This is a genomic window from Rhizobium sp. 05L419 (assembly GCF_056397845.1).
Map to the genome: position 1 here is coordinate 1 of NZ_JBFTOF010000039.1, position 26,683 is coordinate 26,683.

General features: G+C 59.0%; 19 protein-coding genes. 7 read left to right on the forward strand and 12 right to left on the reverse strand.

Features of this window, described 5'->3' with window-relative positions; translation table 11 throughout:
- Window positions 1-268: 268 nt before the first annotated feature.
- Window positions 269-1,348 (reverse strand): glycosyltransferase family 4 protein, encoded by a 1,080-nt coding sequence (locus AC1DMK_RS28850; protein WP_477863741.1) that lies wholly within the window; start codon window positions 1,346-1,348, stop codon window positions 269-271.
- 94 nt (window positions 1,349-1,442) lie between these two features.
- The gene (locus AC1DMK_RS28855) at window positions 1,443-2,768 is read right to left on the reverse strand and encodes an NAD(P)-binding protein (protein ID WP_477863742.1); all 1,326 of its coding nucleotides are present in this window, start codon (window positions 2,766-2,768) and stop codon (window positions 1,443-1,445) included.
- Window positions 2,769-3,115: 347 nt separating this feature from the next.
- Here AC1DMK_RS28855 and AC1DMK_RS28860 point away from each other — a divergent pair, with 347 nt between their 5' ends.
- The gene (locus tag AC1DMK_RS28860; RefSeq protein ID WP_477863743.1) at window positions 3,116-4,555 is read left to right on the forward strand and encodes a lipopolysaccharide biosynthesis protein; all 1,440 of its coding nucleotides are present in this window, start codon (window positions 3,116-3,118) and stop codon (window positions 4,553-4,555) included.
- A gap of 11 nt (window positions 4,556-4,566) precedes the next feature.
- Here AC1DMK_RS28860 and AC1DMK_RS28865 read toward each other — a convergent pair whose 3' ends face one another.
- The 4 genes from AC1DMK_RS28865 to AC1DMK_RS28880 all read right to left on the reverse strand — a co-directional run bounded on the left by AC1DMK_RS28865 (window position 4,567) and on the right by AC1DMK_RS28880 (window position 10,265).
- The gene (locus AC1DMK_RS28865) at window positions 4,567-5,610 is read right to left on the reverse strand and encodes a glycosyltransferase family 2 protein (RefSeq protein ID WP_477863744.1); all 1,044 of its coding nucleotides are present in this window, start codon (window positions 5,608-5,610) and stop codon (window positions 4,567-4,569) included.
- Window positions 5,610-7,274 carry a Wzz/FepE/Etk N-terminal domain-containing protein gene (locus AC1DMK_RS28870; protein ID WP_477863745.1) on the reverse strand — a complete coding sequence of 555 codons (1,665 nt, stop codon included), beginning with the start codon at window positions 7,272-7,274 and terminating at the stop codon, window positions 5,610-5,612. The genes AC1DMK_RS28865 and AC1DMK_RS28870 overlap by 1 nt, the downstream gene beginning before the upstream one ends.
- Window positions 7,264-9,300, reverse strand: a complete 2,037-nt coding sequence (locus AC1DMK_RS28875) for a glycosyltransferase (protein ID WP_477863746.1) — start codon at window positions 9,298-9,300, stop codon at window positions 7,264-7,266. Before AC1DMK_RS28875 ends, AC1DMK_RS28870 begins: the two co-directional genes overlap by 11 nt.
- A 239-nt stretch (window positions 9,301-9,539) precedes the next feature.
- A complete protein-coding gene (locus AC1DMK_RS28880; protein WP_080725655.1) occupies window positions 9,540-10,265 on the reverse strand; it encodes a sugar transferase in 726 nt (241 codons plus the stop codon).
- Window positions 10,266-10,587: 322 nt separating this feature from the next.
- Between AC1DMK_RS28880 and AC1DMK_RS28885 the strand changes: the two genes are divergently transcribed.
- The 3 genes from AC1DMK_RS28885 to AC1DMK_RS28895 all read left to right on the forward strand — a co-directional run bounded on the left by AC1DMK_RS28885 (window position 10,588) and on the right by AC1DMK_RS28895 (window position 13,497).
- The gene (locus tag AC1DMK_RS28885; protein WP_477863762.1) at window positions 10,588-11,658 is read left to right on the forward strand and encodes a glycosyltransferase; all 1,071 of its coding nucleotides are present in this window, start codon (window positions 10,588-10,590) and stop codon (window positions 11,656-11,658) included.
- Between the two features lie 123 nt (window positions 11,659-11,781).
- The gene (locus AC1DMK_RS28890; protein ID WP_477863747.1) at window positions 11,782-13,053 is read left to right on the forward strand and encodes a polysaccharide biosynthesis/export family protein; all 1,272 of its coding nucleotides are present in this window, start codon (window positions 11,782-11,784) and stop codon (window positions 13,051-13,053) included.
- A 102-nt stretch (window positions 13,054-13,155) separates the two neighbouring features.
- Window positions 13,156-13,497 (forward strand): hypothetical protein, encoded by a 342-nt coding sequence (locus AC1DMK_RS28895; RefSeq protein WP_477863748.1) that lies wholly within the window; start codon window positions 13,156-13,158, stop codon window positions 13,495-13,497.
- Here the strand turns inward: AC1DMK_RS28895 and AC1DMK_RS28900 are convergent.
- Complete coding sequence (locus tag AC1DMK_RS28900) at window positions 13,494-14,519, reverse strand: NAD-dependent epimerase/dehydratase family protein (protein WP_477863749.1); 1,026 nt, start codon at window positions 14,517-14,519, stop codon at window positions 13,494-13,496. The genes AC1DMK_RS28895 and AC1DMK_RS28900 overlap by 4 nt on opposite strands.
- Window positions 14,509-16,149, reverse strand: a complete 1,641-nt coding sequence (locus AC1DMK_RS28905; protein ID WP_477863750.1) for a GMC oxidoreductase — start codon at window positions 16,147-16,149, stop codon at window positions 14,509-14,511. Before AC1DMK_RS28905 ends, AC1DMK_RS28900 begins: the two co-directional genes overlap by 11 nt.
- Before the next feature lie 186 nt (window positions 16,150-16,335).
- On the opposite strand from AC1DMK_RS28905, the gene AC1DMK_RS28910 reads away from it, so the two are divergent.
- Together AC1DMK_RS28910 and AC1DMK_RS28915 are read left to right on the forward strand one after the other, a co-directional pair.
- Complete coding sequence (locus AC1DMK_RS28910; protein ID WP_477863751.1) at window positions 16,336-17,475, forward strand: glycosyltransferase; 1,140 nt, start codon at window positions 16,336-16,338, stop codon at window positions 17,473-17,475.
- 25 nt (window positions 17,476-17,500) lie between these two features.
- Window positions 17,501-18,427, forward strand: a complete 927-nt coding sequence (locus AC1DMK_RS28915; RefSeq protein ID WP_477863752.1) for a glycoside hydrolase family 16 protein — start codon at window positions 17,501-17,503, stop codon at window positions 18,425-18,427.
- On the opposite strand, the gene AC1DMK_RS28920 is transcribed toward AC1DMK_RS28915, so the two are convergent.
- Window positions 18,421-19,893 carry a hypothetical protein gene (locus AC1DMK_RS28920; RefSeq protein ID WP_477863753.1) on the reverse strand — a complete coding sequence of 491 codons (1,473 nt, stop codon included), beginning with the start codon at window positions 19,891-19,893 and terminating at the stop codon, window positions 18,421-18,423. The genes AC1DMK_RS28915 and AC1DMK_RS28920 overlap by 7 nt on opposite strands.
- A 496-nt stretch (window positions 19,894-20,389) precedes the next feature.
- Between AC1DMK_RS28920 and AC1DMK_RS28925 the strand changes: the two genes are divergently transcribed.
- The gene (locus AC1DMK_RS28925) at window positions 20,390-22,558 is read left to right on the forward strand and encodes a putative bifunctional diguanylate cyclase/phosphodiesterase (protein ID WP_477863754.1); all 2,169 of its coding nucleotides are present in this window, start codon (window positions 20,390-20,392) and stop codon (window positions 22,556-22,558) included.
- Between the two features lie 84 nt (window positions 22,559-22,642).
- On the opposite strand, the gene AC1DMK_RS28930 is transcribed toward AC1DMK_RS28925, so the two are convergent.
- The 3 genes from AC1DMK_RS28930 to AC1DMK_RS28940 form a co-directional block, all read right to left on the reverse strand.
- Window positions 22,643-23,452, reverse strand: a complete 810-nt coding sequence (locus tag AC1DMK_RS28930) for a phosphate/phosphite/phosphonate ABC transporter substrate-binding protein (protein WP_477863755.1) — start codon at window positions 23,450-23,452, stop codon at window positions 22,643-22,645.
- A gap of 77 nt (window positions 23,453-23,529) precedes the next feature.
- A complete protein-coding gene (locus tag AC1DMK_RS28935) occupies window positions 23,530-24,453 on the reverse strand; it encodes a fatty acid desaturase (RefSeq protein ID WP_477863756.1) in 924 nt (307 codons plus the stop codon).
- Window positions 24,454-24,834: 381 nt separating this feature from the next.
- Window positions 24,835-26,619: an APC family permease gene (locus AC1DMK_RS28940; protein WP_477863757.1), complete on the reverse strand. Its 1,785-nt coding sequence runs from the start codon at window positions 26,617-26,619 to the stop codon at window positions 24,835-24,837.
- Window positions 26,620-26,683: the final 64 nt, after the last annotated feature.

Here is a 26,683-nt window from a genome sequence, read left to right on the forward strand (position 1 = left end):
GCTCTTCTCAACAAGCGAGCGCACGTTCATCATGTCATTGGTCATCGGTGGTCTTTCCGTCAGGTTGGTCTTGAACAACCCGACCCTACCGGAAAACACTGATGGCCACCTTACTCCTCAAAACCTACACCACGTGCCGGGACACGATCCCTCCCACGGTCCGCCGAACACCTCGCCGTTCATCAGTCAAAGCCAAAAATCATCGAAGCGGTCTAGCGCCACAGGTAGCATTAAAGTCTTGCGTCTTTTGCACATGGCGCGGTCGTAGCTATGCGGCTGCCGCCAGTTTTTTGCTTTTCGGGATGGCTGCCAGATATACCTGCATCGTCTCGCGTGCCACACGGTCTATTGTCATGTGATCAATACGCACCTGGCTTTTCGCCTTCCAGGTTGCGATCCGCTCGGGCGCATCCAGCAGATGGCACAACGCCTCGGCGAGTGCCGCCGGATCGCGTGGCGGCACCAGAATTCCTGCCTCGCCATATTCAAGCAATTGAGGAATGCCGTCCACTGCGGTGCCGATCACGGCGCACCGTGCCTCCCGCGCCTCCGACAGGACCAACGGCGCCGGATCGGCATGGGAGGGGAGCACGAAAATGTCTGCTGCCAGCATATAGGGATAGGGGTCTTGTATTGCGCCGACGAAGGTGACGGCAGGCGCGCACTGCAGAGACGAAACCATCGCCTCGTATGCTTGCCTGAACGGGCCGTCGCCAACAACGTAGAGACGTGCAGCGTCAAAGCTGCAGTATACCGTATCGAATGCCTGGAATAAATCCGGCAAGCCCTTGCGGGGATGCAGCCCACCGACGAACACAATGCTTGGGGATTGCAATGCTGCCGGTTCCGTCAAACGCCCTTGCGACCTGATCGATCCGATCGTGCCGTTGAGAACGACGTTGAGCCTTGATGCAGGCACGCCGCGTTTGCGCATTGATGCACCGACGACATCACTGACGGCGATCACGCGCGTGCCAAGTCCCATCAAAATCGCACTCTTTTCAAATTCGTTGTGCACCGTCGTAATCAAGGGTATGCCCGCAAGCTTGCTGATCGGGAAGGCAAGGACGGCACTCGTCATCATGTGCGCATGGACCACGTCGGGTTCGAATTCGCGCACATGACGTCGCAGATCGATGAGCGCCTTGGCCAGGCTGGGCAGCTTTCGGCTATGATCGACGACCACGATCTTGATGCCGTTCTCCTGTAGAAGCCCGTCGAAATCCCCGCCTCCGCTTGCGACGCACACCTGATGACCGAGCGCAACCTGAGCGCAAGCAAGATCCACCGCGGCATGGACGTGGCCATTGAGGCGCTGGGTATGGTTCAGGATATGCAGGATGCGCATCACGGACCTTTCGTCATTGGCTATTGCTGACGGGACACTCCCGCATTTCACAATCCATCGGCGCCAGGCAGCCGCCGTTCGCCAACGGGCATTCCTATTCTGTGCACATCGCGTTCTCGATCTCGATAGTCGAGACCCTCGCTGTCGGCTGGTAGTTGAAGCCACCCTGACGTCCAAGGGATTCAATTCCATATGCACGCAACGTCGAGATTGCCTGCGCCGCACTTTGCGCGGCTCCCTTGCTGTAGATTGGATAGGCATTCTCGAGAACCTGGCTGTTCTCCAACGTGAGGTTCCCTGCAAACAAGGCGTTGGCAGACGCGTGTCGCCGGAAATCGTCCTCAGCCTCCTCGACAGATCGGACCGGACCGGCAACAACCTCGACGGCAAAGTACTCCCGCCCGTTCACGAGTCCATAGAAATCTGAATAGACAGTCAGTCGTTTCCAGGCACCCAAGTGCGAGAAATTGTAAATTATCGACTGTTGGAAGCCACGCGCTCCCGAGAAGCTGAAGTAGAGCGTGATGAGCGTAATCGTGTCAAGCCCACAGACCGGTGTCGCCCCGCATAGTCTTGCCGCCGTTGCAATCGGGATGGTTGAAATGACGCGCCCGCTCGATAGCACACCGTCGGACAAAGACACTTGGAATCCGTCCGCCGTCTTTTCAATTCTGCGCGGTCGAGCTGACAGCTTGAAGGCAACGCCCTCCCGCACAAGCCGGTCGACCGCCACCCCGTACAGGGCGGAAAACCCTTCCTTTGGACGCGCCATCTGACGGTTCGCCTGCCCGGCCGTTCGCTTCGGTGTCAGCGCACGTCTTCCCAGACTGATCAGCGACGCGTACTCGCTGATCCACCGCATGCGTTTGTTGGCCAGATCCAGATCAATTTCCTCTGCCTCAATCCCGTAGAACCGCTTCATGTAGGTTTCGAGACCGGATCGGTGCAGCAGGTAGGCGCCGATCCAGTAGCGAGCGAAATCCTTCGCATTGCTCATTCGGCGCTGGAAGAACCGGGCATAGAGGACGGATGCGAAGATCCGCGAGAGCCCGATGGGACCAGCAGCCAGAATGTCGTCACGGAGCGAAATCGGATAGGCAGTTATCTGCCCTTGAGGATTGAGCCGTCCCCAGGTCGGAACGATCGGCACATAGAGTGCCAAGAGCTCCGGAAAGTGTTTCAGCAGCGGGGAATCATCCTGGAAAATCAAGCTGCCGACATCGAAGGTGTATCCCTCGCTTGAAGTCCAATCCATGTGATTGCCGCCAACGTGGCTATATTCATCAACGATCAATATGCTGTTGCCGCGGCCAGCCAGAATGGACGCGGCGACAAGACCAGAGATCCCGGCGCCAAGAATAATGACATCATATTTCTGGGCTGTGGACAGCTGAAAGGTCTGATGGCTCGCGTCATCCATGGAATACGCCCCTACTTCCCCGCCCATAAGGAAGCGATAGTATAGTTTTTTCCACTAGAAGTCGATATCTGAAATAAACTGGAGATCATGAAATCGATACCATAACTATCTCTAGAGCATTAGCTTATTGGTGGAATAACAGTACCCGCTTTGGTCTTGATATAGATCAGTTGGTGCTGTTACAGTGGCTTTGGTTGCTCCCGGACCCGGCCACAGCGACGTTTCGTCGAGCACCGGGCGTCATGCGGCCGTAAGGCCGGAATCATACGAGGGAGGTTGTCGCAGAGCCTGGTGCACGGCGCGCCTGATCCACCACGCCGCCAATACGGACAGGAGCGGAGTACGGAATGCTGGCGTTTAAGGCTGTGCAAGGGGCCGGATGGCTCGTATTCTCGCGCGTTGTCGGACGTCTCATCGATTTCGGCACTCTTTTGGTTCTCGCCAGAATCCTGACGCCTGCGGATTTCGGCCTGGCCGCTCTCGCCACCTCGCTCGTCGCGGTCGTCGACACGGTGCTCGAAGTGCCGGTCACGCAGGCGCTTATACGCCTTCCCTCCGTTGACAAGAGCCACTTGGACACCGGCTTCACACTCGGCCTCATGCGAGGGAGCCTGCTCGCGATCATTGTTCTGGCGGCTGCCTGGCCGTATTCGCTGTTCTATCATGAACCGGTGCTCGTACCTCTGACCGCAGTCCTTGTGCTCGGCCCCATCGCCAGAGGCTTCGCCAGTCCGGGAATGGTCTACTTCGCACGTGAGCTCGGCTTCCGGCAGACGTTCATCCTGGAAGTTTCCGGAAAACTGTGTGCCAGCATCGTTGCCACCATCGTTGTCCTGTCTGGCGGCGCCTACTGGGCAATCGCGGTCAACTACGCGATCGCTTCGGTGGGTGCCACCCTGGTATCCTACGTGCTTGCACCCTATCGGCCAGCTCTTTCGCTTGCGAGAATGTCAGACTTCGCACGCTTTATCGGCTGGTTCAGCTCCGCCCAGCTGATATCCGCGCTCAACTGGCAGTTCGATCGCTTCCTGGTCGGCGCATTGGCCGATCGGCCGACCCTTGGCCGCTATGCCGTTGCAAACGATGTCGCGGTCATCCCGACGCAGAGCATCATTGGGCCGGCGCTGCAACCGGTCATGGCAGCCTTCTCGCAGATCAATACGGACCGCGAACGTGTGACGCTTGCTTTTCTCAAGGCTGCGCGGTTCGCGATGTTAATCTCGCTGCCCGCATGCATAGGGATTTCGTTGAGCGCAGACTTGGTCACTGACTTTCTGCTCGGAGCGAAATGGGCAAGTGCCGCGCCACTCCTGCGTGTTCTCGCGCTTTCCGTGGCGCCCGTCGCCTATTTTCAGACCCTTTACTCGGTGAGCCTGGCCCTCGACCGGCCCAGCATCATATTCCGGCTGAATGCAACCGAATTATGTTTTCGGATCGTGCTGATTCCGATCGGCTTCTACCTGGGTTCCGCGATGGGCACGAGCCTTGCTCGGGTAGCCCTTTCATCCCTCATGTTCGTATTCTATCTGGCCGAGGTTCGCCGATTGCTGGACCTCAGTATCCGTCAGCAGTGCAACAACCTGTGGAAGATTGCTCTGGCGGGTGGCCTGATGGCGACATCGGTATGGTTTCTGCGCGAAGGGCTTGCAAGCAGGGATTTGAACCACGTTCTGGAACTGGCCCTGGTCGCGATGATCGGAGCCGCCACCTATACGGGAACGCTGCTTGTCCTTGGCATCAGGCTGATCGCAGGTCGCGGCCGCCTGGAGATCGTCGACCGCCGTTGACGGGCCCTGGCTTAGAGCAAAGCCCGAAAAAGGCCGGCTACGGAACGTTCGCCGGGCGCAAGTCGATATGCAAGGCCCCTGAGAGCGCGACGGTTGGGCAGAGCGGAGGACAATATCAGGAAGCCGCTGAAAGCGCTCTTTGTTCTTAGCGAGTTGTCGCCCGCCCACACCCGCCTGAGGAGATGGAAAAGTGTTCTGACGGGTACGTGGCGTCCTTCCGCGATGGCGAGATAGAGAGAGCGCTCCAGGTAGTAGAAAGTCTCTTCACCTGCCACGAGGGCCTCGGATTTTCCGAAGCGGACCAGAACCTGTCTGAGGTGTTGGATCCGAGCGACGAAGCGGCTCAGCTCCCGACGCAGCAATTGGGGATCTGGCGCGCGCCCCAGTCCGGAGTCATTCCGATCGTGCAGCCGGTACCGGCCGAGCGCTTGCGACATACTGACGATATCGCCGAAGAAAGGCGCCGCGAAGAGGATGACACCGTCAACCGCCTTGTCATATTCGGCATCCTCGAGGAGCTGGCAGACATCGCGGCGGAAGACGTTCCCTGATGTAGGCGGCGTCATGTATACACCGGTCTCCAGCACCTGGCTGGCGAGCGCGCCGCTATCGCGAAAGGCCTCCAGCCTGGGAACAGGCTCACCAATGACTTCACCGTTGCAATCAATGCGGGTCAATGGGAACTGCAGCTTTGCGACACGGTCGTCCAACTCTTTCAAAATGGCAGCCAGCGAGCCCGGCTCAAGCTCGTCGTCGGCATCCAGGAACAAGACAAACGGTGCCCGTGCCTTACGAAGTCCATAGAGACAGGCCGCCCGTTGGCCGCAATTTCCTATCCTGTAGGCGGTTACGCCCTCGCGCTGGATAACCTCCCAGGATGCGTCTGTCGAGCCGTCGTCGATGACAATCAGCTCGCAATCCTGCCGACCCTGCTCGGTGACGCTTCGGATGGCCAATGCCACGTAGTCGGCGTAGTTCCAGCAGGAGATGATGATTGCCAATCGGGGTTGCGTGGCAGGTCGGTCTGGAGCGGGCGCAAGCTTCGGCGCGGTCATCACGGGACCCTGTTGATAACGGCACCAACGACATTGGCGCCTGCTCGGCGCAGAAGCTGGGCGGAATCGACGACTTCCTCGATCGTCGTCTCCTCCGCGCGCACCATGATGATGACGGCATCGGCAAACGCCGCCAGCGCCAATGCGTCCATCGAACCATGGAGAGGTGGAAGGTCCAGGAGGACGTCCCCTTTGAGGCGGGCTGCATCAAGAATGCGCCGGACACGCGGATTGCGGAAATCGGCAAAAAGGTTTGCGTTTGCGTCGCGCGAGTGGATAGGCAGGACGGCGACACCGTTCACATGATCGAAAGAAATCTGTTCGAGCGGCAGGCCGGTGAATGCCGCGTCAGCCAGTGATTGCGACAGTGGGGCGGCCTGGCGGCTGTCTGTCGCAACCGTATTGCGCCCTTCCGACGTCTGGAACAGGGTCACATAGCCGCCGCCCCTGATGATCAGCTGAGAAAGCGCCGAGCAGAGCGTTGTAACGCCCGTATTCGGCGACCAGGATACGATTGCGATAGCAATGCTTCGTTCGCTGCGCAGACTGGTGCAGGCAATCTCCACGGAGGTGCGAAGATCGTGGATGGCCGCGACGAACCTCTTTTCCTGCGTGCTGTTGACGTGCAGTGGCACCGCATCGACGCCCGGAGAATCAGGAATGGAGCCGAGGCAAACGATCCCGGTATCGCGCGCAAGTTCCCTGGCATTGCGAATCCTTCGGTCGAGAGCGAGATTGAACACGATAAGCCCAAAGCCGCCGAGCAACCCCAATATGCCGCCAAGCGCAGTGATCAGGGACGTGCGCGGCGCCGACGGGCCAAGGGGGGGAAGCGCTGCGCCGATCACACGAGCATCTGCATCCGGCGTCGGGATGGCCGGCAGGGTTCCATTGTGCATGGCAGCGCGAGCGGCTTCCACCTGTGTCGCCAGCGAATCCAGGCGTCCCTGCAACGCCTCGGTCCCTGCCCTCGCCGTCTGTTCCTTGAAGGCCACCGCCTGGAAAATGTAGCCGGAAACGGCGGCATTGGCGACGCGTGCCGGCAGCGACGGATCCGAAGACGAATACTCGACTTCGATGACAAAGGACTGCCCCACGCGACGTGCGTTGAGGCGCCTGGCGAAATTGAGGAATGCAGCACGCGTGGTATCGTTGGCGAGGTTCCCGGGCGCATTGTCGGGCAGGCGTGCGACCGTATCGGATTCACCTGGGCCGACGAGATTTGCGAGGAAAGAACGAATGCCCCCTATCATCCTGGCAGCCCAACCCGGTTGTTGCGGGGCGAGTTCCGGATTGTCCTTGAGGTTCAGACTTTCGAAGACGGCCGAGAGCAGCTGCTCCGATTTGATGGTCTGCAACTCGCTGTCGGCGCGATAGAGATCAAGGCTCTGCTGAAAGCCAAATTCCTGGCCGGAGGCAGCCGACTGGCGCGGCTCCAGCAAAAGCGTTGCGGTCGAGCCGTAGGTTGGTGGCAATGAATGTGCGTAAAGGCCTGCAATCACCACGCCGGCAAGCGTGCATGCGACGAGGCTGTTCTTATGTCGAAAGCCAAGCGCTATCAGGGAGCGAAGCAGCGCCAGCGGACCATCGCCTTCCATCTGGACCTCATCCAGTCGCCAGAGTCGTGATGTGACATCGAGAGGGCGTGGTCTGTTAAACATCATTGTGGCTCCTGCCGCCGTCCGCTTTCGTCGTCACTGTGTTTCGTGAGGCAATTCCAGCGGCTCGCTCCGGTTCGAGGCGACCACGCAAAACGTCTGCGATTGCAATAAGATTTCCCTTTGCGCGCCCCTTCCTGTCGATGAAGGGTTCTGGCCAGACAGCTCTGCCGAAATTGCTCGCCGCGTTGCCAAAGATATGGTCTACGACCTTCACGAGCGGCATTGTCCCTTTGCCCATCATGTAGAGCGGATTTATGATTTGCGAATATCCGAGGCGCTCGCCGCTCACCCTGCCGCTTTTCACACCCATGTGAACCCCATAGGCCAGCGACGATTTCACGAGCCTGCCGCCGCGCTTTGAAATTCCCGCCGCGAAGTCCCGATCCTCCAGCCAGCCGTAGAGCACGAGCCGTTCGTCAAATCTTGCCTCGCCGATGGCTGCCACACGGAAAGCCATGTTGCAGCCATACGGGCTGTAGGGCTCTGTCCATTCCGGCTGTCGGCGGATCTCGGCTGCCTCGACGAGACGCACGGCCTCATCAAAGCCGATTCCCGGGCCTTTGATTCCGTCGGCAACCACGCGACCCGTAAACCCGACAACCTGACTTTCGTCGCGGAAAACCCTTTGAGCCGACGCCAACCAGTTTCTGTCGGCCACGAAATCGTCGTCGAAGAAAGCCACGATCTCGGTTCCGCGAGCAAGCCGATCCAAACCCCTGTTGCGTTGGGCTGCAAGGCCGGCAGGTCCCGTTACCACCGTCACACCGGCAAGCGAAACGRGGTCGCCGGCGTCGGCTGTATCAACGCAGGATACGATCACGGTCGCAGGTTTCAGCGTCTGGGTTGCAAGGAAATGCCGGACGGTGGCTGCAACGACATGTGGCCTTCCCCGCGTGGCAAATATGACGGCCATGCGCGTTGGCGCCGGCGCCGCCGGCTTGTAGGTTGCGACATCCGCGCTGGGTCGCTCGAGCAGGTCGAGATATCCTGTTGCGGTACTATGCCAGGAAAATTGACGAACCTGCTCACGACCGCGGTTGGTCAAATCATCGCGCAGTGCGGCCGAGCGCCTGAGAGCGCCGATGTGACGAACCCATTCTTCTCGGTCGAACGGTGAAGCCAAAAGGGCCGCATCGCCGCAGACCTCCGGCATGCTTGCGCAGTTTGACGCGACGACCGGGCAGCCTCGGGCCATCGCCTCGACGATTGGAAGCCCAAATCCCTCCGTCAGCGAGGGGAATACCAGGCATAGAGCACGGTCGAGCAGATAGGCGAGATCGTCGTCTGATACGCGGCCGGAAAAGTATACATTGGGCTGGCCATTCAACGCCTCCGGGGTGAATATCCCCTCGCCGCCGCCGGCGACGATGACGTCGATGCCCTGTTCGTGGAGAGTTGGGGCGATATCGATCACAAGTGAGATATTCTTGTGACGGGCGCGCGAGCCGAGAGCCAGGACGAAGGGGCGCTGAGCGCTGCGTGACTGCAACAGATCCGGTGCCGCCTTCGCCAGGCAAGGGTTCCAACCGAGGGCATGTTCGTGACCGTTCGGCAGGACGGTGATATCGTTGAGCGATACGGGCAAATGACGGGCGATTTGGCGCGCCGCGGCGTGAGAGACCGTTGTTATGCGTGCCGAACGCCGAGCAAGCACCGGCTGGAGTCGGTGATAGAGGAACCGGAAAGCGTAGCTGTAGCTGCCGGGCGCAGCAAAAATGTTGGCATCGTGAATGCACACGATCTGGTCGTGCTTGACGGCGGGAGCCGTATTGCACAGGTTGAGCAGCCGGCGACCATGGCAAAGGCGTGGGAGTTCGAACTGCTCCCAGGCATGACCCGTTGTGTGTCCGCCCTTGGCAAGTTGCAACCGCGCGAATTCGACATCATCCGCAGTCCTTGGACAGAACACGATTGTTCCCTCGGCAGGAGCAAGTCCATCGAGTGCGGCGACGACTTTATGGGCGTAGCGTTGCACGCCGGTCACACTGTGCGTCAGGAAACGACCGTTGATCGCCGACGGAGCGCTCATGGCATGTCTCCGATGGCACAGCGTTTGCCTGCCAAACGCAAGTCCAGACATCGATGACGTTTACAAGCGCCCTGCACCGCCCACTCCCACGAGGCCCTCCCGCAAGCCCCGCGAAGGAGGCAGCAAGGAAAGGCAGACACAAACACAAACAGGCCCGGCGTCGCGATCGAGCAGTCGAAGCACGTTGCCGGGAGGAAACTCACGCATAGGCAGCCGCGGTCATGAGCACCAACCGATCGTCAACAGCTGCCTCGCGAGCGCAGAACCGCCGGGATGGTCTTCAACATGATCGCCAAATCCCCAAGAAAGCTGCGCTGTCTCACGTAGAGCACATCGAGCTGCACGCGCTCGCTATAGGTCGTGTCGCTGCGCCCGCTGACCTGCCACAATCCTGTGAGGCCCGGACGAACTCTGATGTAGTCGGCAAAATGGGGGCCGTAGAGCTCAGCCTCGCTGCCGACAATCGGGCGAGGACCAACGAGGCTCATGTGCCCCCGCAAAACGTTCAAGAGCTGGGGGACCTCATCGATGCTGCTCTTTCGCAGCAGGGCGCCGAACGGCGTTACCCGAGGATCATCCCTAAGCTTTCGGGTCGCCATCCATTCTTCCTTCTGGCGCGGATTGGCGTCGAGATGCCTGGCCAGCACCTCGTCCGCATTCGGGACCATCGTGCGGAATTTCAGGCAAGGGAACGTCGCGCCGTGCTTACCTATGCGCCGATGCGCAACGAAAATGGGGCGGCCCTGCAATACAAGCAGCATCGCCGTGAGCATCAATATCATCGGCGACAGGACGAGCAGCGCGACGACAGCCAGTACTGCGTCAACCGCATACTTAAAAGACGCCGAGGCGGCGGAGGACCAAGTCTTGCTCATCGCTTCACTGTTCCGGGAAGCTGTTAGACGCGCGTGCAGCCGCGTCTCATTGAACCTGTCGAAATCAAGACCGAGATCAATTTCCCTCATCTGCGTACTCCCCACATAATAGATAGGTTTGCTACACGTACAGAGAAATGCCGAACGGGCATACGCAAGGAAGCTAACAAGTATTAAACGGTTTGACAATGCGTTTATTGCGCTGCACACTACATCAATGTGACGTATGAGAGAGACAGCACTATAAAACGCAGCTATTATCCAACCTTGGCAGCAAAAAATATCTACCGTTTCTATTAAATTATGGAAACTTATATGGTTTTTCCTGCCTTACACGCTACAGTAATATCGATTGTGTCCGATCGTGGAGCATGGCGTGCGAGTAGCAATCATACATTACTGGCTGGTGGGCATGCGCGGGGGCGAGAAAGTTCTGGAAGCCCTGTGTGATATTTTTCCGACCGCGGACATCTACACCCACGTCTGCGATCCCGCGGCCATTTCCGACACCATCAAGGCCCACACGATCCGCACGACATTCATTGGGACGCTGCCCTATGCACGCAGGATGTATAAGAGGTATCTTCCTCTTATGCCGATGGCGCTCGAACAGATCGACCTTGGCGCCTACGACCTTGTCATCAGCAGCGAATCTGGACCGGCCAAAGGCGTGATACCAACTTCGCCGGCCTTGCATATCTGCTACTGCCACTCGCCGATGCGCTACATCTGGAACATGTACAACAGATATTATGACAGCTCCCGGCTCGTTACCCGATTGATGATGCCCCCAATGGCGCATTATCTGCGAACCTGGGATGTGGCGACTGCCAATCGTGTCGACGATTTCGTCGCCAACTCGACAACGGTCGCGCATCGCATAAAGAGCTACTACCGGCGTGACGCAGCGGTCATCCATCCGCCGGTCGATACAACGTCCTTCCGCCCTGTCCCGGCATCAGAGATCGGCGACTACTATCTGATGGCAGGCGAACTCGTCAGCTACAAGAGGCCGGACCTTGCTGTCGAAGCGTTCAATCGACTGAACGCCAAGCTGGTCGTGATCGGCGGCGGCGAGATGCTCAATCAGCTCAGGAAGCTTGCAGGCCCCACCGTGACGATCATGGGCTCGCAGCCGTTCGACGTTCTCAAGCACCACTACGCGCGCTGCAAGGCTCTGGTGTTTCCGGGTGAGGAAGACTTCGGGATTGTTCCGGTGGAGGCGATGGCGAGCGGGCGGCCGGTCATCGCCTTCGGGCGCGGGGGGGCAACCGAGACGGTCATTGCCAATAAGACCGGTGTGTTCTTTGGAACGCAGACGACGGAGGAATTGATGGACGCCGTTGACCGGATGGAGCGTCTGGACTTTAATCCTGTCGATGCGGTTTCGCGGGCCGCTGAGTTTCGCCGTGACATCTTTGTCGATCGGTTCCGCACCCACGTCGAGCAGGTAACCGGGACAGCGCTCGCCTTGCCCGCGTGACCACCTAGAAATCCTCGGATGGCGCCCTGCAATCCGTCTGATGGGAGAAACAGCATGCGATCCCTTGTCTGGCGTCGACGCTCATTTGCTACCAGGCCTGTTGGGGCGTGCCTGTGGCAATATATGAATGCCGCGCTGCGGGTTGCTTTGTCGGCCGTTGCCGTGGCCTTCATGACAGGCGCATGCCAGGCGATCGCGCAGGATTACATCCTTGGACCCCAGGACACACTGAAGATTCGCGTCTTCGAGTGGCGGCCGAGTACCGGGACGGCGTTTGAATGGGTTCCCCTAACTGGCGACTTTGTCATTTCGGCCGCTGGAAACCTGTCTCTGCCCATCATCGGGATCATCCCTGCCGCAGGCAAGACCCTCGAACAGGTTTCCGAGTCGATCGGTGAACGGCTCCAGAACCAGGTCGGCATGCAGAAGCGTCCCAACGCATCGGTGGAGATTTCTTCGTACCGCCCGATTTTCGTGGCCGGCATGGTGACCAACCCTGGAAAATACAGCTTCAGCCCCGGACTGACCGTCGTCCAGGCACTGAGCATGGCCGGAGGCATTGGGCCCGTCGATCCCAACCTGATCGGCTTGCAGCGCGACGCCCTGTCCAGCCGTGGTGATCTGCGCGGGCTCGAGGCTGAACGGCTTGAACTTGTTGCACGCCAGGCGCGTGTCGATGCGATTTTGAACAACGCCTCGGCAATTGGCTTTCCGCCGGATATTGTGGAGCATGCAAGCGAGCCGCGCGTATCTCGGATGATGCAGGACGAGCAGGCACTTTTCGAGACGCGCGCGAACTCCATGAATACGGAAATCGAAGCGCTCAACCAGGCCAAGGTGCTGGCGACAAATCAGATCGAGGCCCTAAAGGCAAAGGCCGCGTCGCTGGTCAAGCAGATTGAACTCGCCAACAAGGACCTCAGTTCCGTCAACAAGCTGGTGACCCAGGGATTGACCCTTTCATCGCGGCAGCTCGGTGCCAACCAGAACGTTGCCGAACTGGAGAGCCGCAATCTCGATGTCTCTCTTGCCATACTCAAGACGCAACAGGATGTCGCAAAGGTCGACCAGGACATTGGCGACGTGCGCAACCGCTATCGCATCAATGCGCTGACTGAAGCCGCCGAACTGCGCGACCGATTTGCGTCAAACGCAGAAAAGACTGAAACGGCGAAGGATCTTCTAAGAAATTTGCAGATCCGTGCGCCAATGGCGGTCACCGCGTTGGAGGAGAACAAGGACACCTACAGCTTTTCGACGACGATCAACCGCGTCGTGGGTGGCAGCGTCGAGAGCGTGATTGTCAGCGACAATGATCCGGTCTCTCCTGGCGATGTCATTCGCGTTGAACGGCGAGAACAAATACCTTCTGCCTTAAACCGCACCAGCAATTAGTCGCGAAGATCAGGTGGGGTCCAGCACCGAGAGGGCCGCCGCGTGCCCCGGGCGCCCTGTGGACGATTTAATTTGGACTTGCCTACACCTTGCAGATGGCCGATGATAGACAGCTACGGGTCGCACCGGACAGGAGGTCGAATCAACCTAATGGAGTGGGCAATAGCTGTTTCTTTTTTGATCGGCGTGATTTGTGCACTGCGCATGCCGGTTCTTATTTTCACACTTACTGTTCTCATTGTGATGATTGCCTACGCAATCGCAAGTTACTCGATCGGAAGCTCGCTTCTGCAATCGGTTGCCTGGAGCCTGGCATTTGCGGTCGTGCTTGAGGCTGGTTATCTTTCAGGCCACGGGATCTTGTATTGCCTCTATTCGCAGCGCACCGAGGGCGGGCGCCGTCGCTTGTGGCAGAAAGTTCATTCCAAGTATTCCGCTGACTAGGCCCGCCTTTCTGCAAGGCTATCTCGGTTTTGTTGGTTTTGCGGTATTTCCAGCCGCAGGGTGTCCAGCGCAAGCTCTTCGGCCTTTGCCATTCCAAACCGGAAGCGGTAGCCCGACGCTTTCAGTCGCTCGCTTGAAAACCTCATGCGCCAGAGCGGATTTCTGAAAGGAAACGATCGGAACCGCAAGGCGTCGTGCAGCCAATCTGCGATCCCAGGCACCACGACAGTTCGATAGCGGCGGTCGCCGCTTGCGGCGAATGCCTTGCGCATAAAGTCCCTGTGGTGGGGATCTGGCCTGTCGTCCTCCGAAAGATTGTAGACGCTGACGCTGCCGGGCTTTCCTTGACCCATCAAGCCGCGCTGCATGAACCAAATCAGCGCGTCCGACACGTCTTGCACATAGATGTGGTGTGCATGGCGGTGGGCCGCCAGCATCCGCTTTACCAAGGGCCAGTCACGCACGCCAATGATCTGTGAGATATCGACGACAACGGCGGGGCGGAAGACGACATAGCGCACCTTGGCGGCAACCTCTCGAAGCCCGAGTTCACCGGCAAGCTTGGTTCGGCCATACTGGCGGACATAATCGAGCGCCCAGTATTCCGACGGCACGTCGCGATCATGGGTCAGAACGTCGGAATCTTCGGCGATGTTTATCGAACGGCCGCTGCCGTAGACGGAGACCGAGCTGGTATAGCAAAAGACCGGCACGGCCGCGCGTTCGGCCGCCCTTGCCAGTTCCCGCGTTGCTTCGACGTTGACGCGCACCATCCGATCTTTTTTTCCGAGTTCGGCGGCCAGATGAAGGATGCCGTCGCAGCCGGCAACCAGACTGTCGAAGTCGGTTTCCTGCAGAAAATCGACCGTTCGCCAGTCTATTCCATCGCGATCGGCGTCGATGCCGACACGCGGCCTCGACGTGGTTGCGCGCACGCGATACCCGCGCTCCACCAGGTCGGCGACGACCACACGTCCGATCCGCCCGGTCGCGCCCGTAACAAGCACCGTCTCACTCGACATTCGTCATCACCTTGACTGGAGTGGGTCTAACACGTTGGGCTTTCAAATGGTCGGCGAGCCGGACTGCCATCGCGACTATCATTTGGGTTGGATTGCAATGGCCCGCCGTCGGGAACACCGAACTGCCGGAAACAAACAGCCCCTCGACACCGTGAACGGCGCAATCGGCATCGACAACACCCTTGCCGGGATCGCGCGACATGCGTGTCGTTCCCGTTGGATGGGCCACATCGACAAAACTCGCCGGGATCTGCGCCTTGTCGCGCACCCAGTCGGCAAGGGCCGGCCTTGGCAGGCCTATCCTTTCCAATTCGTCCGACACCAGTTCCGCCATCCGATGCATTGTGCGCGCTTCGTCAGGATGACTGCGCCAATCGACCTTCGGCAGTCTCATCCCCAGGCGATCGCGGCGCTCCGACAAGGTGATGCGGCTCTCGGCGTCCGGCACCTGCTCGCACATGGTGTCCAGCGTGAGCTCGCGCAGTTTGCGCGGGAGGCCGTTGCGGGATCCAAAATAATCCCTGGCACCGCGCAGCAGCAACGAACTGTTCTTCAAGATATTGATCGCGTCCTGTGGCAACGCGGGCTTGCGGGCGGCAAATCGTCTCAGTGCATCCCATGGATCGTCGGGCGCGACAACCTCTCCCAGCCAGCCCGAGCAATTGAGCAGCTGTTCACGTCGCTGGACGTCCGGGCTCAGCCGCAGGCCGGCGCGGAAGAAATGGCTTTTGACGTTGTAGCGCCCAAAGCGGCGTTGCAGGACTTCCGATCCGACAAGGTCGAAGAGGGCGGCTGGGCCGCGAAGATGGTCCATCAGGTAGCGCCCCACCTGGTCGCGATCATTCCCGAGCCCGGGATGAGTGCCCGTGCCTGAATTCAGGAGAATGCGCGCATTCTCGATGCCTCCGGCGCAAAGGACAACGGCAGACGCAGCCAGCGTGTGCCGGCGCCCGTCAAGTGCCGCAAATTCCAGGCCACGGACGCCGGCCCGGGATTCAACCGTCAGCACGCGCGATACGGTCGCACCGGTCACCAGCGTGAGGTTCGACCCGAGACGCCCGGACAAGTGCCGCCCAAAGCGCATGTACTCGAAGGGGTATGTCTCCGCTTCATCCCTGCTGAATTGCCAGAAGAAGGGCAGCAGAAGGGACGGATCCACCTCTGCGTGAGGCGCCGGTCGTTGCGCGATATCCCAGAAACGCTCATCGCTGAAACCGCTGCCGACTGCCAAGCCCAGATGGACAGCGCTTCGATCCAGATACGGGACCATATCTTCGATGGCAATCGGCCAGCCGGAATAGGGAACCCAGGCCCGCTCCTCGAAATCGATTTCGTCAAATCCCGCACACCGCCCGCCCCACGTGTGAGAACTGCCGCCCAATATGCGATTGCGAACCGACCACTGGTCCTTAGCGCGGGGCCGACCTACGTTCTCGATATCGCTGAGCGTATCAACGTCTGCATGTCGCTCCGATCCGCCGCTTTCAAGCAGAACCACTTGAAGGCCGCTGTTTGAAAGTTCTTGCGCGATCGTGCTGCCTGCCGGTCCGGAGCCCACGATACATAAGTCACACCGCAGCAAAGGAAGTACAGTTTCGGAATCGGCCGGCTGTAAATCAATTATCGTCATCGCGCGCACACCTTTATTGTTGCATTTCGCACCGCCATGAATAACTATTCCGACGAGACAACAATATTTCTTCGCACCGAAAGTCGAACGACCCCGGATCGAGCAAGGGAGTTTCCTACGAAATTTCTGCAATTTGTTTTCTATACCATACTACGCAAATCTCTCTGTTCAAGAGGACGTAGAAAAATGCAAGTAAAAGCGGGCCCATCAAGACAGAAGGATGAAGCGGTACACCGTCGCAAGATCCTGTACGTCCAACCCGGGACCCATTCCTTTGCGGGAATTGAACACGTCGTTGACACGATCTGCAGCAAACTCACGGAGAAGTATTCGGCCGACTTCGAGATCGACGTTCTTTACACCACGACCCACAGCAACAGGCCGTCCGGGCAGAACTATCACTCAATCGACCGACGTCCGCGCAGCCGTCTCGAGCTGATGCGTGCATTTCGCGAGGTGATCAGCAGCAAGGACTACGACCTTGTCGTCGTTCCCCAGATCGAACCAGCTGTGATCGCGATGGCGTCGTGCATCGGCATCCGGAGGAGCTTTGTGGTGCATCTACACGGCAATCCGTGGCGTGAGCAAAGCCATCTGAAGGCAAGGATCCTGTTCTTTCTGATGAAAGCCTATTTCCTAAGGCGCGCCTCTTGCGTGTTTGGAACCTCGCCCAGGCAGCTCGAGTCCTTCAAGGCGATGTTCGGCAGCTACACGCCACAGTATTGGGTTCCCAATCCGGTCCGGCGATTTGATGGCATCGACATCCAAAAAGGCGCCGACGAAAGCGAATGCGTAACGTTCGTCAATGTCGGCCGCTTTTCATACCAGAAGGGCCAGGACATTCTCCTTCAGGCTTTTTCAAAGCTCTCGAAGCTTCGCAGGAATGTCCGGCTGAAAATTGTCGGCCACGGCAACGGCGAGGCGGAACTGCAAAGTGAGATCGGCCGTCTCGGCCTCGGGGCGATTGTCACGATCGAGCACTATCCGGACAATCCGCAACCGGCGCTGTCGGCAAGTGACGTCTATGTTTCGACCTCGCGTTGGGAGGGCTGGTCGCTCGCCATATGTGAGGCATTGCGGTTCGGGCTTCCGGTAATCGCGACCGATTGCGAATTTGGCCCGAGCGATATTCTGGTCGACCGGCGCCTCGGACGCCTGGTGGCGGCTGATGGCGGCCAGACGCTCGTCGACGCCATGATTTACTATTGCGACAATCTCCCGGCCGAAAGACTCAATGCGCGCTTTCGAAGAGATTTTATCGATCGATACAGCGCCGAGAACGTCGTCGATATTCATGCCGACGCCTTGCGCGTCGCCGCGGGCTAGGTCTTTGCGCACTGAGGAGACTTCGATGAACAAGTCAGTCCTTTCACGACGGTGCTTCATCGAGGCGTCCGCCGGTTTCCTGGGGCTTGGTTTCGGTCTGATGCCTGGTTCGTCCGCGTGCGCGTCGACAGACGATCCGACCGTCGGTCGCAAGCTCGTCTTTGAAGATAGTTTCGATACGATTGACTGGTCCGTTTGGAACGCTGGTCCGAAGCCCACGTCAGCAGAACCTGGCTTTTATGGGGCATCGGCGTTTGCCAGACGCACGGGGGAGGAGGGGTTCAATCCATACGCTGTCGTCGATGACGATCGAGCGGTCAATGGCAGAGCGCTGCAGATCTCGGCCAAGTACATCGGCAAGACGATGACCGTTCCCAATTATTATGGAAACACGCACAGCGACTACCAGTGGATCTCGGGTAGTCTTCAAACCGCCCGAAGGGACGGCATCGTCACCAAGGGTTGGCGACAGGGATACTTCGAAGCACGAATGCTTTTCCCGAAGCACCCCCTCAGCTGGCCGGCTTTCTGGTTGTTGAACGGCCGCAGCATCCTGAACCCGAGTACCAGCATCGAACTCGATGTTGTTGAGCACAAGGGCTGGGAGCCCACCCTTTATGGCGCTTATCTGCATGAGTGGGGCCAGCCTGGCGAGCACCATGAGGGGACCGGCGTGGCCACGACCCTCGACATGACCCAAGGCTACTGTCGCTATGGCATTTTCGTCGACGAGACACGATGCGTGCCATATTTCGAAAGAAAACCCGTGATCGACACGCGGACCGGATTGCCGGCGAATTGGTCGATCAATCGTTCCGCCGACCTCGATCTGGACGCGGACGTGTTCTGGCCACTATTGACGCTCGCGCTACACAATGACGTTCCCCAGAAGCGAGAGCCGGACGATTTGCTCACGCAGATGCGAGTAGACTATTTTCAGGTCTATCAGTAGCGGCCCGCGGGCCCACGGCCGGCGTCGGCTTCGGGTGAGCTGAGGGCCTCCGTGATCGGACGCGGTCCGGCTGAGCCTCCCGCAGCCGGCAAAAGCGGCATAGGCACCGCGTCCATTGATGGCTTGCTGCTTGCAAGGCCTGCGAGGACGAAAAACAGCAATCCGAGGTCGATCGTCGCTCCAGCCACGATTGCCCCGAGAAGCAGACACAGGCAACCGTTGCGGGCAGCCAGCCGAACATCGGACTCGAATGTCCGCCGAGCTTCGTTTGAAGGCCACAACGCAGACAGCGCAAACAGCGTGAAAAAGATCGCGCCGGGAATGCCGACATTGGACAAAACGGCCACTGGAAAGCTCGACGTACGTGCCGTTCCCAAACCGACGCCAAGCCCCCAGGAATCCCAGAAATTCTGCAGTCCGAAGGTGTTCCAGGATCCCCTTTCCAGTCCCGAATCCGACGTCGACTTGCTCAGGACCAGTAGGTCGACATAGTCGTGCACCCGGTCGTAGAGACCCTGGTGGATGATCACAACCAGCACACAGGCGACTGTAAGCGGCGGAAAAAGCAGCGCCACGGCGGCGCTGTGGCGGCTGCCTCGCGTGACACCGCTCCGCACCAATGCTGTCACGTACAAAATGGCAAGGCAGACGGGTGCGGCGACGAGCCCCGTCGACGATGTCGACAGAACGATCAAAAGCAGCGAGGCCAAGGCAAGCGGGCCGGTCCACCCGCCCTTGCGCGCACAAAGCCACATAGTGCCGGTGAAGCCGAGAGCGCCCAGTGTCGTGCCTGCAAAGGCAGACGCTTCCGGCCAGGAACCGACAATGCGCTTCATCCCGTAAACGGTCTCGTTTTCATGAAAAGCGTATGAGGCGTTTCGCATGAATTGAAGCAGGTCCTGCGTGCCCGTCGCGCTTGTCGCGAGGTCCAGCATCGCGAAGAAGACATTGAAGCCCGCATAGGCGATTAGGCCGTTTACGATTGCCATGAAGCCGGTTCTCGTTGAGCCGAGGGATAGGATTGTCAGGAAACAGATGACATCCGCGGCGATATAGATCGTCTGGGTCAAATTGCTCGAAACCGGACCGAGAGGCACCGTTCCGCCGCTCGAAGGATATTCTGACACGCCCAACGGGATGATCATGCTCTCGCCGGCAAAGAACCGCGGCAGAAAATAGGCCGACGCCGCTCCATAGACGGCAAGAAGGGCAAGCCAGAAGCCCGCCTTGCCGAAATGAAGCATCTTCAGCGCCACTGGCCACCGCGTCCCGGTCCCGAACGTGGCAATTGCGAGAAAGAGAAGAAAGAGATGAGCCGGCTGGACATTCGCCGGACCAGCCAGGATTGCCGCGGCCGACCCGAACAATGTCATCACCACGAAGATCGTGGCCGTTGAAGCATACCCCGACGCCAGACCGTACAGCCCGAGCAATATCGTAAATATTCCTATCGGCTCAATGCTCATCGTCTTTAAACCCGAAGAATTCGAACAGACCAGTCTCCGCTACGTCGCACGATATGATGATCGGTTTTACTTGGAAAGCGCATAAATCATATCGTGGCAGGCGCAATATAGAATAGCGCGAACAGGGTATTGCTCTACACGATGAACGGATACATCCGGCTCAAACCCCAAATATGCGCCGCTCTATACTATAGCTGTTTTGCGATCCGGCTATTTTCATAGGAGAGCGAAATTGCGCCGGAATTCCTGCCAGCGCTGTCATGGTCTTGCCGGCACCGCATCGCCCGGCGATATGACGGTCGAGCAACACGTGCGGCTGGCAACAGCCGGCCGACCGCGCAAGGCGCTGCCGTCAAGATTGCACCAAGATATGGGCCGTAACCAGTGGTTTACCGTAGCGCGAGAGAGATTGCACGCGGTGGGTTCCGGGAGCCCTTTGTTCACGGATGCATAAGGGTTTGCTTGCACCTTGGCTCCGCGAAATGGCGGGGGACGTATGCAGCAGGCAGCAGTTGAAACGGACGACCATGCGCCGGCGCTTTCGGATGCCGACGATCTGACTTCACGGCTGCGTCGCGCGGAAAACCTGCTGCGATCCCATGACCCGGACCTCGCCGAGCGTTATGATTGGCTTGAGGCCATGATCAACCATGTTCCAGACTACATATATGCGAAGGACCTCGAAGGTCGCTTCCTGTTCGCCAACCAGGCGGTTGTCTCGAGCAATGGACTGGATAGCGTGCATGAACTCATCGGCTTGACGGACTTCGACCTCCATCCTTCGAATGCGGCCGGGGAGATAGCCGCCATCGAACGGCGGGTTATGGACAGTGGCGAACCGGACCTTGGGGTCGAGGAACTCAGTCTCAAAGGGAGTGGTTGGCTGATGATGTCGCGCGTTCCGCTCAAGGATAAGGCGGGCACGGTCATGGGCGTCGTGGGGGCGTCGCGGGATATCTCGGCGCGAAAGCGGGCTGAAGTCCTGATGAAGGCGCAGGCACGGCTTCTGCAGACGGTGGCCCGAGGCGTGAATCTCAGCCCATTTCTGGAGGAGGTTGCCGACCTCCTCGAAGAGGTCATCTCGGGTGCTGCCGCCGCGGTGCTGCTGCACAGAGAGGGCGGCGAGGAGCTACACCTCGCAGCAGCATCGCCTACCACCCGCGCCGCTTGCGTTTTGCCATCAGACATCGTCGGCGTCCCCGCACTGTGGCGCTGCTTGGCCATTCCATCCGGCGAAGGTAACCAGCACGGATTGCTGGCGATCCACGGCTCGCTCGGTCAGGACGCAAACCTTTCCGAATTCCTTGTCGGGGTGGCACAGACGATTGGCATCGCAATAGACCGTCATCACGACGCCGAACGCATCGCCTTCCTGGCCGAGCACGATGCACTGACCCGACTGCCGAATAGAACGTTGCTTGACCGGAAGCTCGCTGGAATCCTGGATCTTGCGACGGAGGCGGCAACTGAGGTTGCGGTCGTCTTTCTGGACCTCGATAACTTCAAGCTCGTCAACGACAGCTTGGGACACGCAGTCGGCGACACACTGCTCCAAGCCGTCGCCAACAGGATCTCAGGGGCGGTCGGACAGGGAGGTCTGGTTTCGCGCGTAGGCGGTGACGAGTTCATCATCGCCTTGCAGCAGACCGACGAGGATTTTCTTCCACGACTGACGCGGATCCGCAACGCCATCGGACAGCCGCTCACACTGGCCGGAATGGCGTTGCAACTTACCTGCAGCATGGGCATGGCACGCTTTCGGGTACATGGGAAAACCGCCGGCGAGTTGTTCGTTAATGCAGACATGGCGATGTACTGCGTCAAGGAGAGCGGACGCAACGGGATAAGGGCTTTTGAACCTGCGATGGCCGAGAACGCCCGGCTGAAGCTGGGCAGAACCGAGGAGCTGCGAAGGGCGGTAGAGCAAGATGAGTTCGTCCTGCACTTCCAGCCCCAAAATGACATGCAGACGGGTGAGGTCATCGGTTTGGAGGCGCTGGTACGCTGGAACCATCCGACGGATGGGCTCCTGTTTCCCGCCGACTTCATCCCGCTCGCCGAAGAGACGGGGCTCATCGTTTCCATCGGCGAAGCCGTCTTGCGAAAAGCGTGCCACCAGGCGAAGGAATGGCAGGCCATGGGCCTTGCCGCTGTGACGATTGGCGTCAATATGTCGGCGCGGCAGTTCCAGGAAGCCGGCATGACACGGCAGGTGGCCGCGGCACTTGCCGAGAGCGGGCTTGAACCCAGATGGCTTGAGATCGAGGTCACGGAAAGTCTGCTGATGCGCGATGTGCACGGCGCCGTCGCGAAAATGAACGAGCTGAACGATCTCGGCGTCAGCCTTGCCATCGATGACTTCGGCACCGGCTACTCGAACCTGAGCACGCTGAAGAGCTTTCCGCTGTCGCGACTGAAGATCGACCGGTCCTTCATCACCGATATTCCGGGTGATGCCGACGACATGGCGATCACGTCCGCGATCATATCCCTCGCACGGACGCTGGAGCTCGATGTGATCGCCGAAGGCGTCGAGACCGATGAACAGGCGCGTTTCCTGGCGGACGCAGGGTGCTTCGCAGTACAGGGATACCTGTTCAGTAAACCCGTGCCGGCAGAACAGATACCGCTGTTGATGCAGGGCCGAGCCACAACGGCCGACTGATGTCGCCCGATAGAAAAGCGCGATTGACAAACGAGTGCCGCTCCGGCGCGATGGCGTTGTGACCGCCGCCCCACTGGCGACGTCTCAGGCAATGACAGGGTAGTGCTGGCGATGCGCCTCCCGCTCCAGCTCCGCCAGAGGCTCGTAGTCGGCGTCGGACAGAACCGCAAAGCCCCGGAGCGATAAGGTGTCCCGCACCGACGCAAGCTGCGGATCGGCAATCGCTTTGTCGAGTGCGCGCCGCAGCGCTGCGACCTCCTCGTCGGAAGCGCTCGCCCGTGTGATGAAAGGCAGTCCGGGGCCTTTCACTGTTTCGGCAAGCACGCGCACGCCCGAGAGCCGATCGGGATCGAAGCGCAGCGTGTTGCCATAGGTGACGCAGTCGATCGCTGCAACATTGGCCTCGCCAGTTGACACCGCATCGATGCTGGCTCCGTGACCGCCGGTTTCGATCACTGAGGAAAAGAACTGGCCGCCTCCGGCAATCGGCGCGATGGTTGCACGCAAAAGGTTGACGCCAGAATTGCTGCCCGGCTCGTTGATGGCTGCCGTCCCCCCGCGCAAGTCTTCCAGAGAGCGGGCTTGGGAGTTCTTGCGCACAACGATGAAGCTGCATTTGTTTGGCCCATCGCAGCCTGGGTGCGAATAGACAGGCGTTGCAACCAGTCGAACCTTGCTTCTAAGATGCTTCACATAGGGATAGCCACAGGTCTGGGCGAGCAGCAAGTCAGGATGCACCCAGGCATCGTTGTAGCGCACCCCCTCGTTCAATGCCTCCGGAACGCCGGCGACCCCCTCCTCCCGCAAAACGTCGCGCAAGAAGGCCCAAAGGGCGATTGTCGCCGCTGCAAGCGGCTGCGGACTGACGTACATGGCAAGGCTCGCGAGACGCATCTCAAACTCTTTCACATTGCGAAACAGAAGCTTACAGGTGGCAAAAGTCACTGCGCGCGACGTTCGCCGGCGCAGTGTCAATGGTGGGGATGGGTTGGATTGTCGTGTGGTTTCAACAGGAAGCGGCGGGCAATATCCCAATAGCCATTGTAGACCAACCMTCCATTCGAGCGCACGAGCGTTTCGCGATGCTGGCGGTAGACCGATGGCAAGCGGTACCATGATATGCCGGGCTTGCGATGATGGAGGACATGCAGATTGTTGTAGAGAAACAGTAGGCCGAAGAGCGTGCTGTTTTCGACAATCGCCGTGCGCTCCTCGTGGCTTTCGGCGTATCGATGCTCGGCAAAGGACCTCAAGCGCGTCATTGCAGCACCAACATAGACGAAGCCGAAGAGATAGAGCCACAGCGGCATACCGCAGATGATCGTGACCCAGACGAGAACCGCCAGAACGCCGAGGCCGTGCCAGGCCCATATCCGCCGCCGCCCCGGCTCGTTCGAAGCGAGCATTCGACACTCCTGAGCCAGAAGGCTCAAAATCATCACCGCGGGGCCGATGATCAGCCGGCCAAGCAGCGTCGTATTCCACCGCGCGAGAAGGCGACCGAAAACGCCGAGGCGCTCCCAGGCAGACTTGGTGAAGTACGAGGATTCCGGATCCTCGATCGGATCCGTGAGGAACTCGTCGCGGTGATGCTCAAGATGGCTTGTCTTGTAGATCGGATACGGCAGCCAGAGCGACAGCGGAACAGATCCGAACGCATCGTTGATCCGCCGATTGCCGGTCGGGTGATTGTGCATCACTTCGTGCTGGAGTGATCCTTGCCAGGCGATCAGCCAGCCGCCCAGGATGCAAAGGACGAACAGTGGCAATGATTGCCACCACCAGGTGAGAGCCAGGAATCCGCCATAGATGACGATGGCAAGAATAACGGTTGGCCATTCTGTCGGACGTGCCGGCACAGTGGTCAATGCGACCTGCGAAGTCTTATCGAGCATACGTGGATTTCCCCATCAATGAGGGGAATCTAGCAGAGCGCCGACGAAACAGGCGATAATCCTTATCTAATTTGTGGATTTAAACAGGAAAAATGGTTCGGCAACTCCTCCTTCTGTGCTTTGCCGGACATTGCGAAGATGAGACGCATCATGCAGACGACACCGAGGCCACATTGAACGAATCGAAAGTGCGATCCTCCCGGCGAAGTCGCTGGGTGAGCTCGCGCCCGCTCTCTGCGCCCAGCCCGGGTTGATCGCTGATTGTCGGCGGCGACGAGAATAGGGTTCACGGCGGAAGAAATCTGAAATCGGAGTGACCCATATCGTGCGTGGCGCCGATATCAGATCGACGCCACGCACGATGTGATCGATGTTGCAAACTTAGGAGGGCAGCTGGAACACGTAGTTGGCAATCAGGACGATAGCCAAACCGGCGAGAAGAGCCAGATACGGCAGTATACCCGCGTTCTTCTTGCCAAGATCTTGTCCGATGAGACCAAGGTCCTCCATTGCACCGACAGGAAATTTGCCGCCATCGCGTACGTAGTGACGATAGGCAAATACCGGTAGGATCAGGGCTGCAAAAATGAACCCGACCCAAAGAGCATTGGAATATCCCCAGACTTTCGCGCCTGCTCCGAGGAAGAGTGCGTTTACGAAAGCCAAGGCGGTATTGACACCAATGAGCCAGGTCGGTGCTTTCCAAGGGCGCTCGATGTGACCGGAATCCATGCGATGTATCCAGCCGGAATTCAGATTGAGGAAGTTGAAGATGATGTATCCGACGTTTGATACAGCCAGGACAAAGAAGTATCCGCCGGCGTCCGACGCAATCGCCAGAAGAAAGAGGTTGAAGGCGAAGTCTGTCCACATTGCCCTGGTCGGCGCACCATTTTCGTTGGTGTGATCGAGATATTTGGGCAGCCAGCCATCTTTTGATCCCTGATAGAGCGTGCGAGAAGAGCCTGCCATCGCCGTCATGATGGCCAGGAAGAGCGCCAGGATCATCAGAATAACGAGCAGCTGCGTGATAATCCGGCCGGCGCCGATCAGGCCCCCAAGCGCTTCGGCAACGCCCGTACCATCCACAATGCCCGGCGCCAGCATTCCTGCGTGACCAAGAACACCTTGAAAGGCGAACGGCACGAGGAAGAAGAACAGGCAGCAAACAAGACCAGAATAGAAAATCGCCTTGAACGTGTCCGTCTTCGGGTTCTTGAGTTCACGCGTATAGCAAACTGCCGTTTCGAAGCCGTAGGTTGACCATGCTGCGATATATAGGCCTCCAAGGAACAGCGTCCAACCGCCATTGCTCCATGTGCCATCGGCCCCGGCGTAGGCAGCTGTCGGCGGTACCAGGCCCGTTACGTTTGCCCAGTTGATCTGCCCGCTGACGAGCGGATAGACGCCGATCAGGAGCAGCGGCACCAGAACGATAATCGCCAGCCATTTCTGGACGCTTGCCGTCTCGGAGATACCGCGATGCTGGATCGCAAAGATAATCAGCATCAGGACGCCGCCGATGAAGAATGTGGCATTGATGTTGGCGGTTGCGAGGAAGGGAATGCTGAAGCTGACGAGCGACCAGCTTCGGACCGCAGGGGTCAGGGCCGCGACACCGTCGGCGCCGAGCAACGCCTTGACGGCGTCTGCCGGTGCCGTACCGGCATGCGCGGCAATGTATTCGGCCACACGAGGACTGTCGGCAGTGACCGATGCGGCATGCGCACTGATCCAATCGAGAACAGCCTGTGAGTCTGCCGCCGGGATCGGAAAGAAGGCATTGAGAATGTAACCGGCAGCAATTGCGCACCCGAGCGAAAGCACCGGTGACCATGCAAACCAGTTGCACCAAACAGACAGCGGCGCGATGAACTTTGAGTAGCGCAGCCAAGCCGTCGCGCCATAGACCGACGCGCCGCCGGATTTATTGCCGAACATGCCGGCAATTTCCGCGTAGGTAAAGGATTGCAGAAAGCCCATGATCATCGAAATGATCCAGACGACGAAGGCGAGCTTGCCCGTTGTACCGGCAATGCCGCCGATTGAGAAAAGTACAAGCGGCGGTACGCCCGCCGCTACCCAGAAAGCGCCCTTCCAGTCCAGGGCACGGATAAGCTTGCCTTCAGTGCCGGATGTGATTCCGGCGTCCACTACATCTGTCATTGGTGAAGTTCCCCAAAATATTTCGTATCGGACGTCTCTTTGTACGTCTCCCTACAGTGTGCCT

Excerpts from the sequence above, each read along its gene's own strand:
- AC1DMK_RS28925 (WP_477863754.1), top strand. The coding sequence starts at position 20,390 with ATGCAGCAGGCAGCAGTTGAAACGGACGACCATGCGCCGGCGCTTTCG.
- AC1DMK_RS28905 (WP_477863750.1), bottom strand. The coding sequence starts at position 16,149 with ATGACGATAATTGATTTACAGCCGGCCGATTCCGAAACTGTACTTCCT.
- AC1DMK_RS28880 (WP_080725655.1), bottom strand. The coding sequence starts at position 10,265 with ATGAGGGAAATTGATCTCGGTCTTGATTTCGACAGGTTCAATGAGACG.
- AC1DMK_RS28885 (WP_477863762.1), top strand. The coding sequence starts at position 10,588 with ATGCGCGGGGGCGAGAAAGTTCTGGAAGCCCTGTGTGATATTTTTCCG.
- AC1DMK_RS28920 (WP_477863753.1), bottom strand. The coding sequence starts at position 19,893 with ATGAGCATTGAGCCGATAGGAATATTTACGATATTGCTCGGGCTGTAC.
- AC1DMK_RS28915 (WP_477863752.1), top strand. The coding sequence starts at position 17,501 with ATGAACAAGTCAGTCCTTTCACGACGGTGCTTCATCGAGGCGTCCGCC.
- AC1DMK_RS28900 (WP_477863749.1), bottom strand. The coding sequence starts at position 14,519 with ATGTCGAGTGAGACGGTGCTTGTTACGGGCGCGACCGGGCGGATCGGA.
- AC1DMK_RS28910 (WP_477863751.1), top strand. The coding sequence starts at position 16,336 with ATGCAAGTAAAAGCGGGCCCATCAAGACAGAAGGATGAAGCGGTACAC.
- AC1DMK_RS28940 (WP_477863757.1), bottom strand. The coding sequence starts at position 26,619 with ATGACAGATGTAGTGGACGCCGGAATCACATCCGGCACTGAAGGCAAG.
- AC1DMK_RS28895 (WP_477863748.1), top strand. The coding sequence starts at position 13,156 with ATGATAGACAGCTACGGGTCGCACCGGACAGGAGGTCGAATCAACCTA.
- AC1DMK_RS28850 (WP_477863741.1), bottom strand. The coding sequence starts at position 1,348 with ATGCGCATCCTGCATATCCTGAACCATACCCAGCGCCTCAATGGCCAC.
- AC1DMK_RS28930 (WP_477863755.1), bottom strand. The coding sequence starts at position 23,452 with ATGCGTCTCGCGAGCCTTGCCATGTACGTCAGTCCGCAGCCGCTTGCA.
- AC1DMK_RS28865 (WP_477863744.1), bottom strand. The coding sequence starts at position 5,610 with ATGACCGCGCCGAAGCTTGCGCCCGCTCCAGACCGACCTGCCACGCAA.
- AC1DMK_RS28860 (WP_477863743.1), top strand. The coding sequence starts at position 3,116 with ATGCTGGCGTTTAAGGCTGTGCAAGGGGCCGGATGGCTCGTATTCTCG.
- AC1DMK_RS28855 (WP_477863742.1), bottom strand. The coding sequence starts at position 2,768 with ATGGATGACGCGAGCCATCAGACCTTTCAGCTGTCCACAGCCCAGAAA.
- AC1DMK_RS28870 (WP_477863745.1), bottom strand. The coding sequence starts at position 7,274 with ATGATGTTTAACAGACCACGCCCTCTCGATGTCACATCACGACTCTGG.
- AC1DMK_RS28890 (WP_477863747.1), top strand. The coding sequence starts at position 11,782 with ATGAATGCCGCGCTGCGGGTTGCTTTGTCGGCCGTTGCCGTGGCCTTC.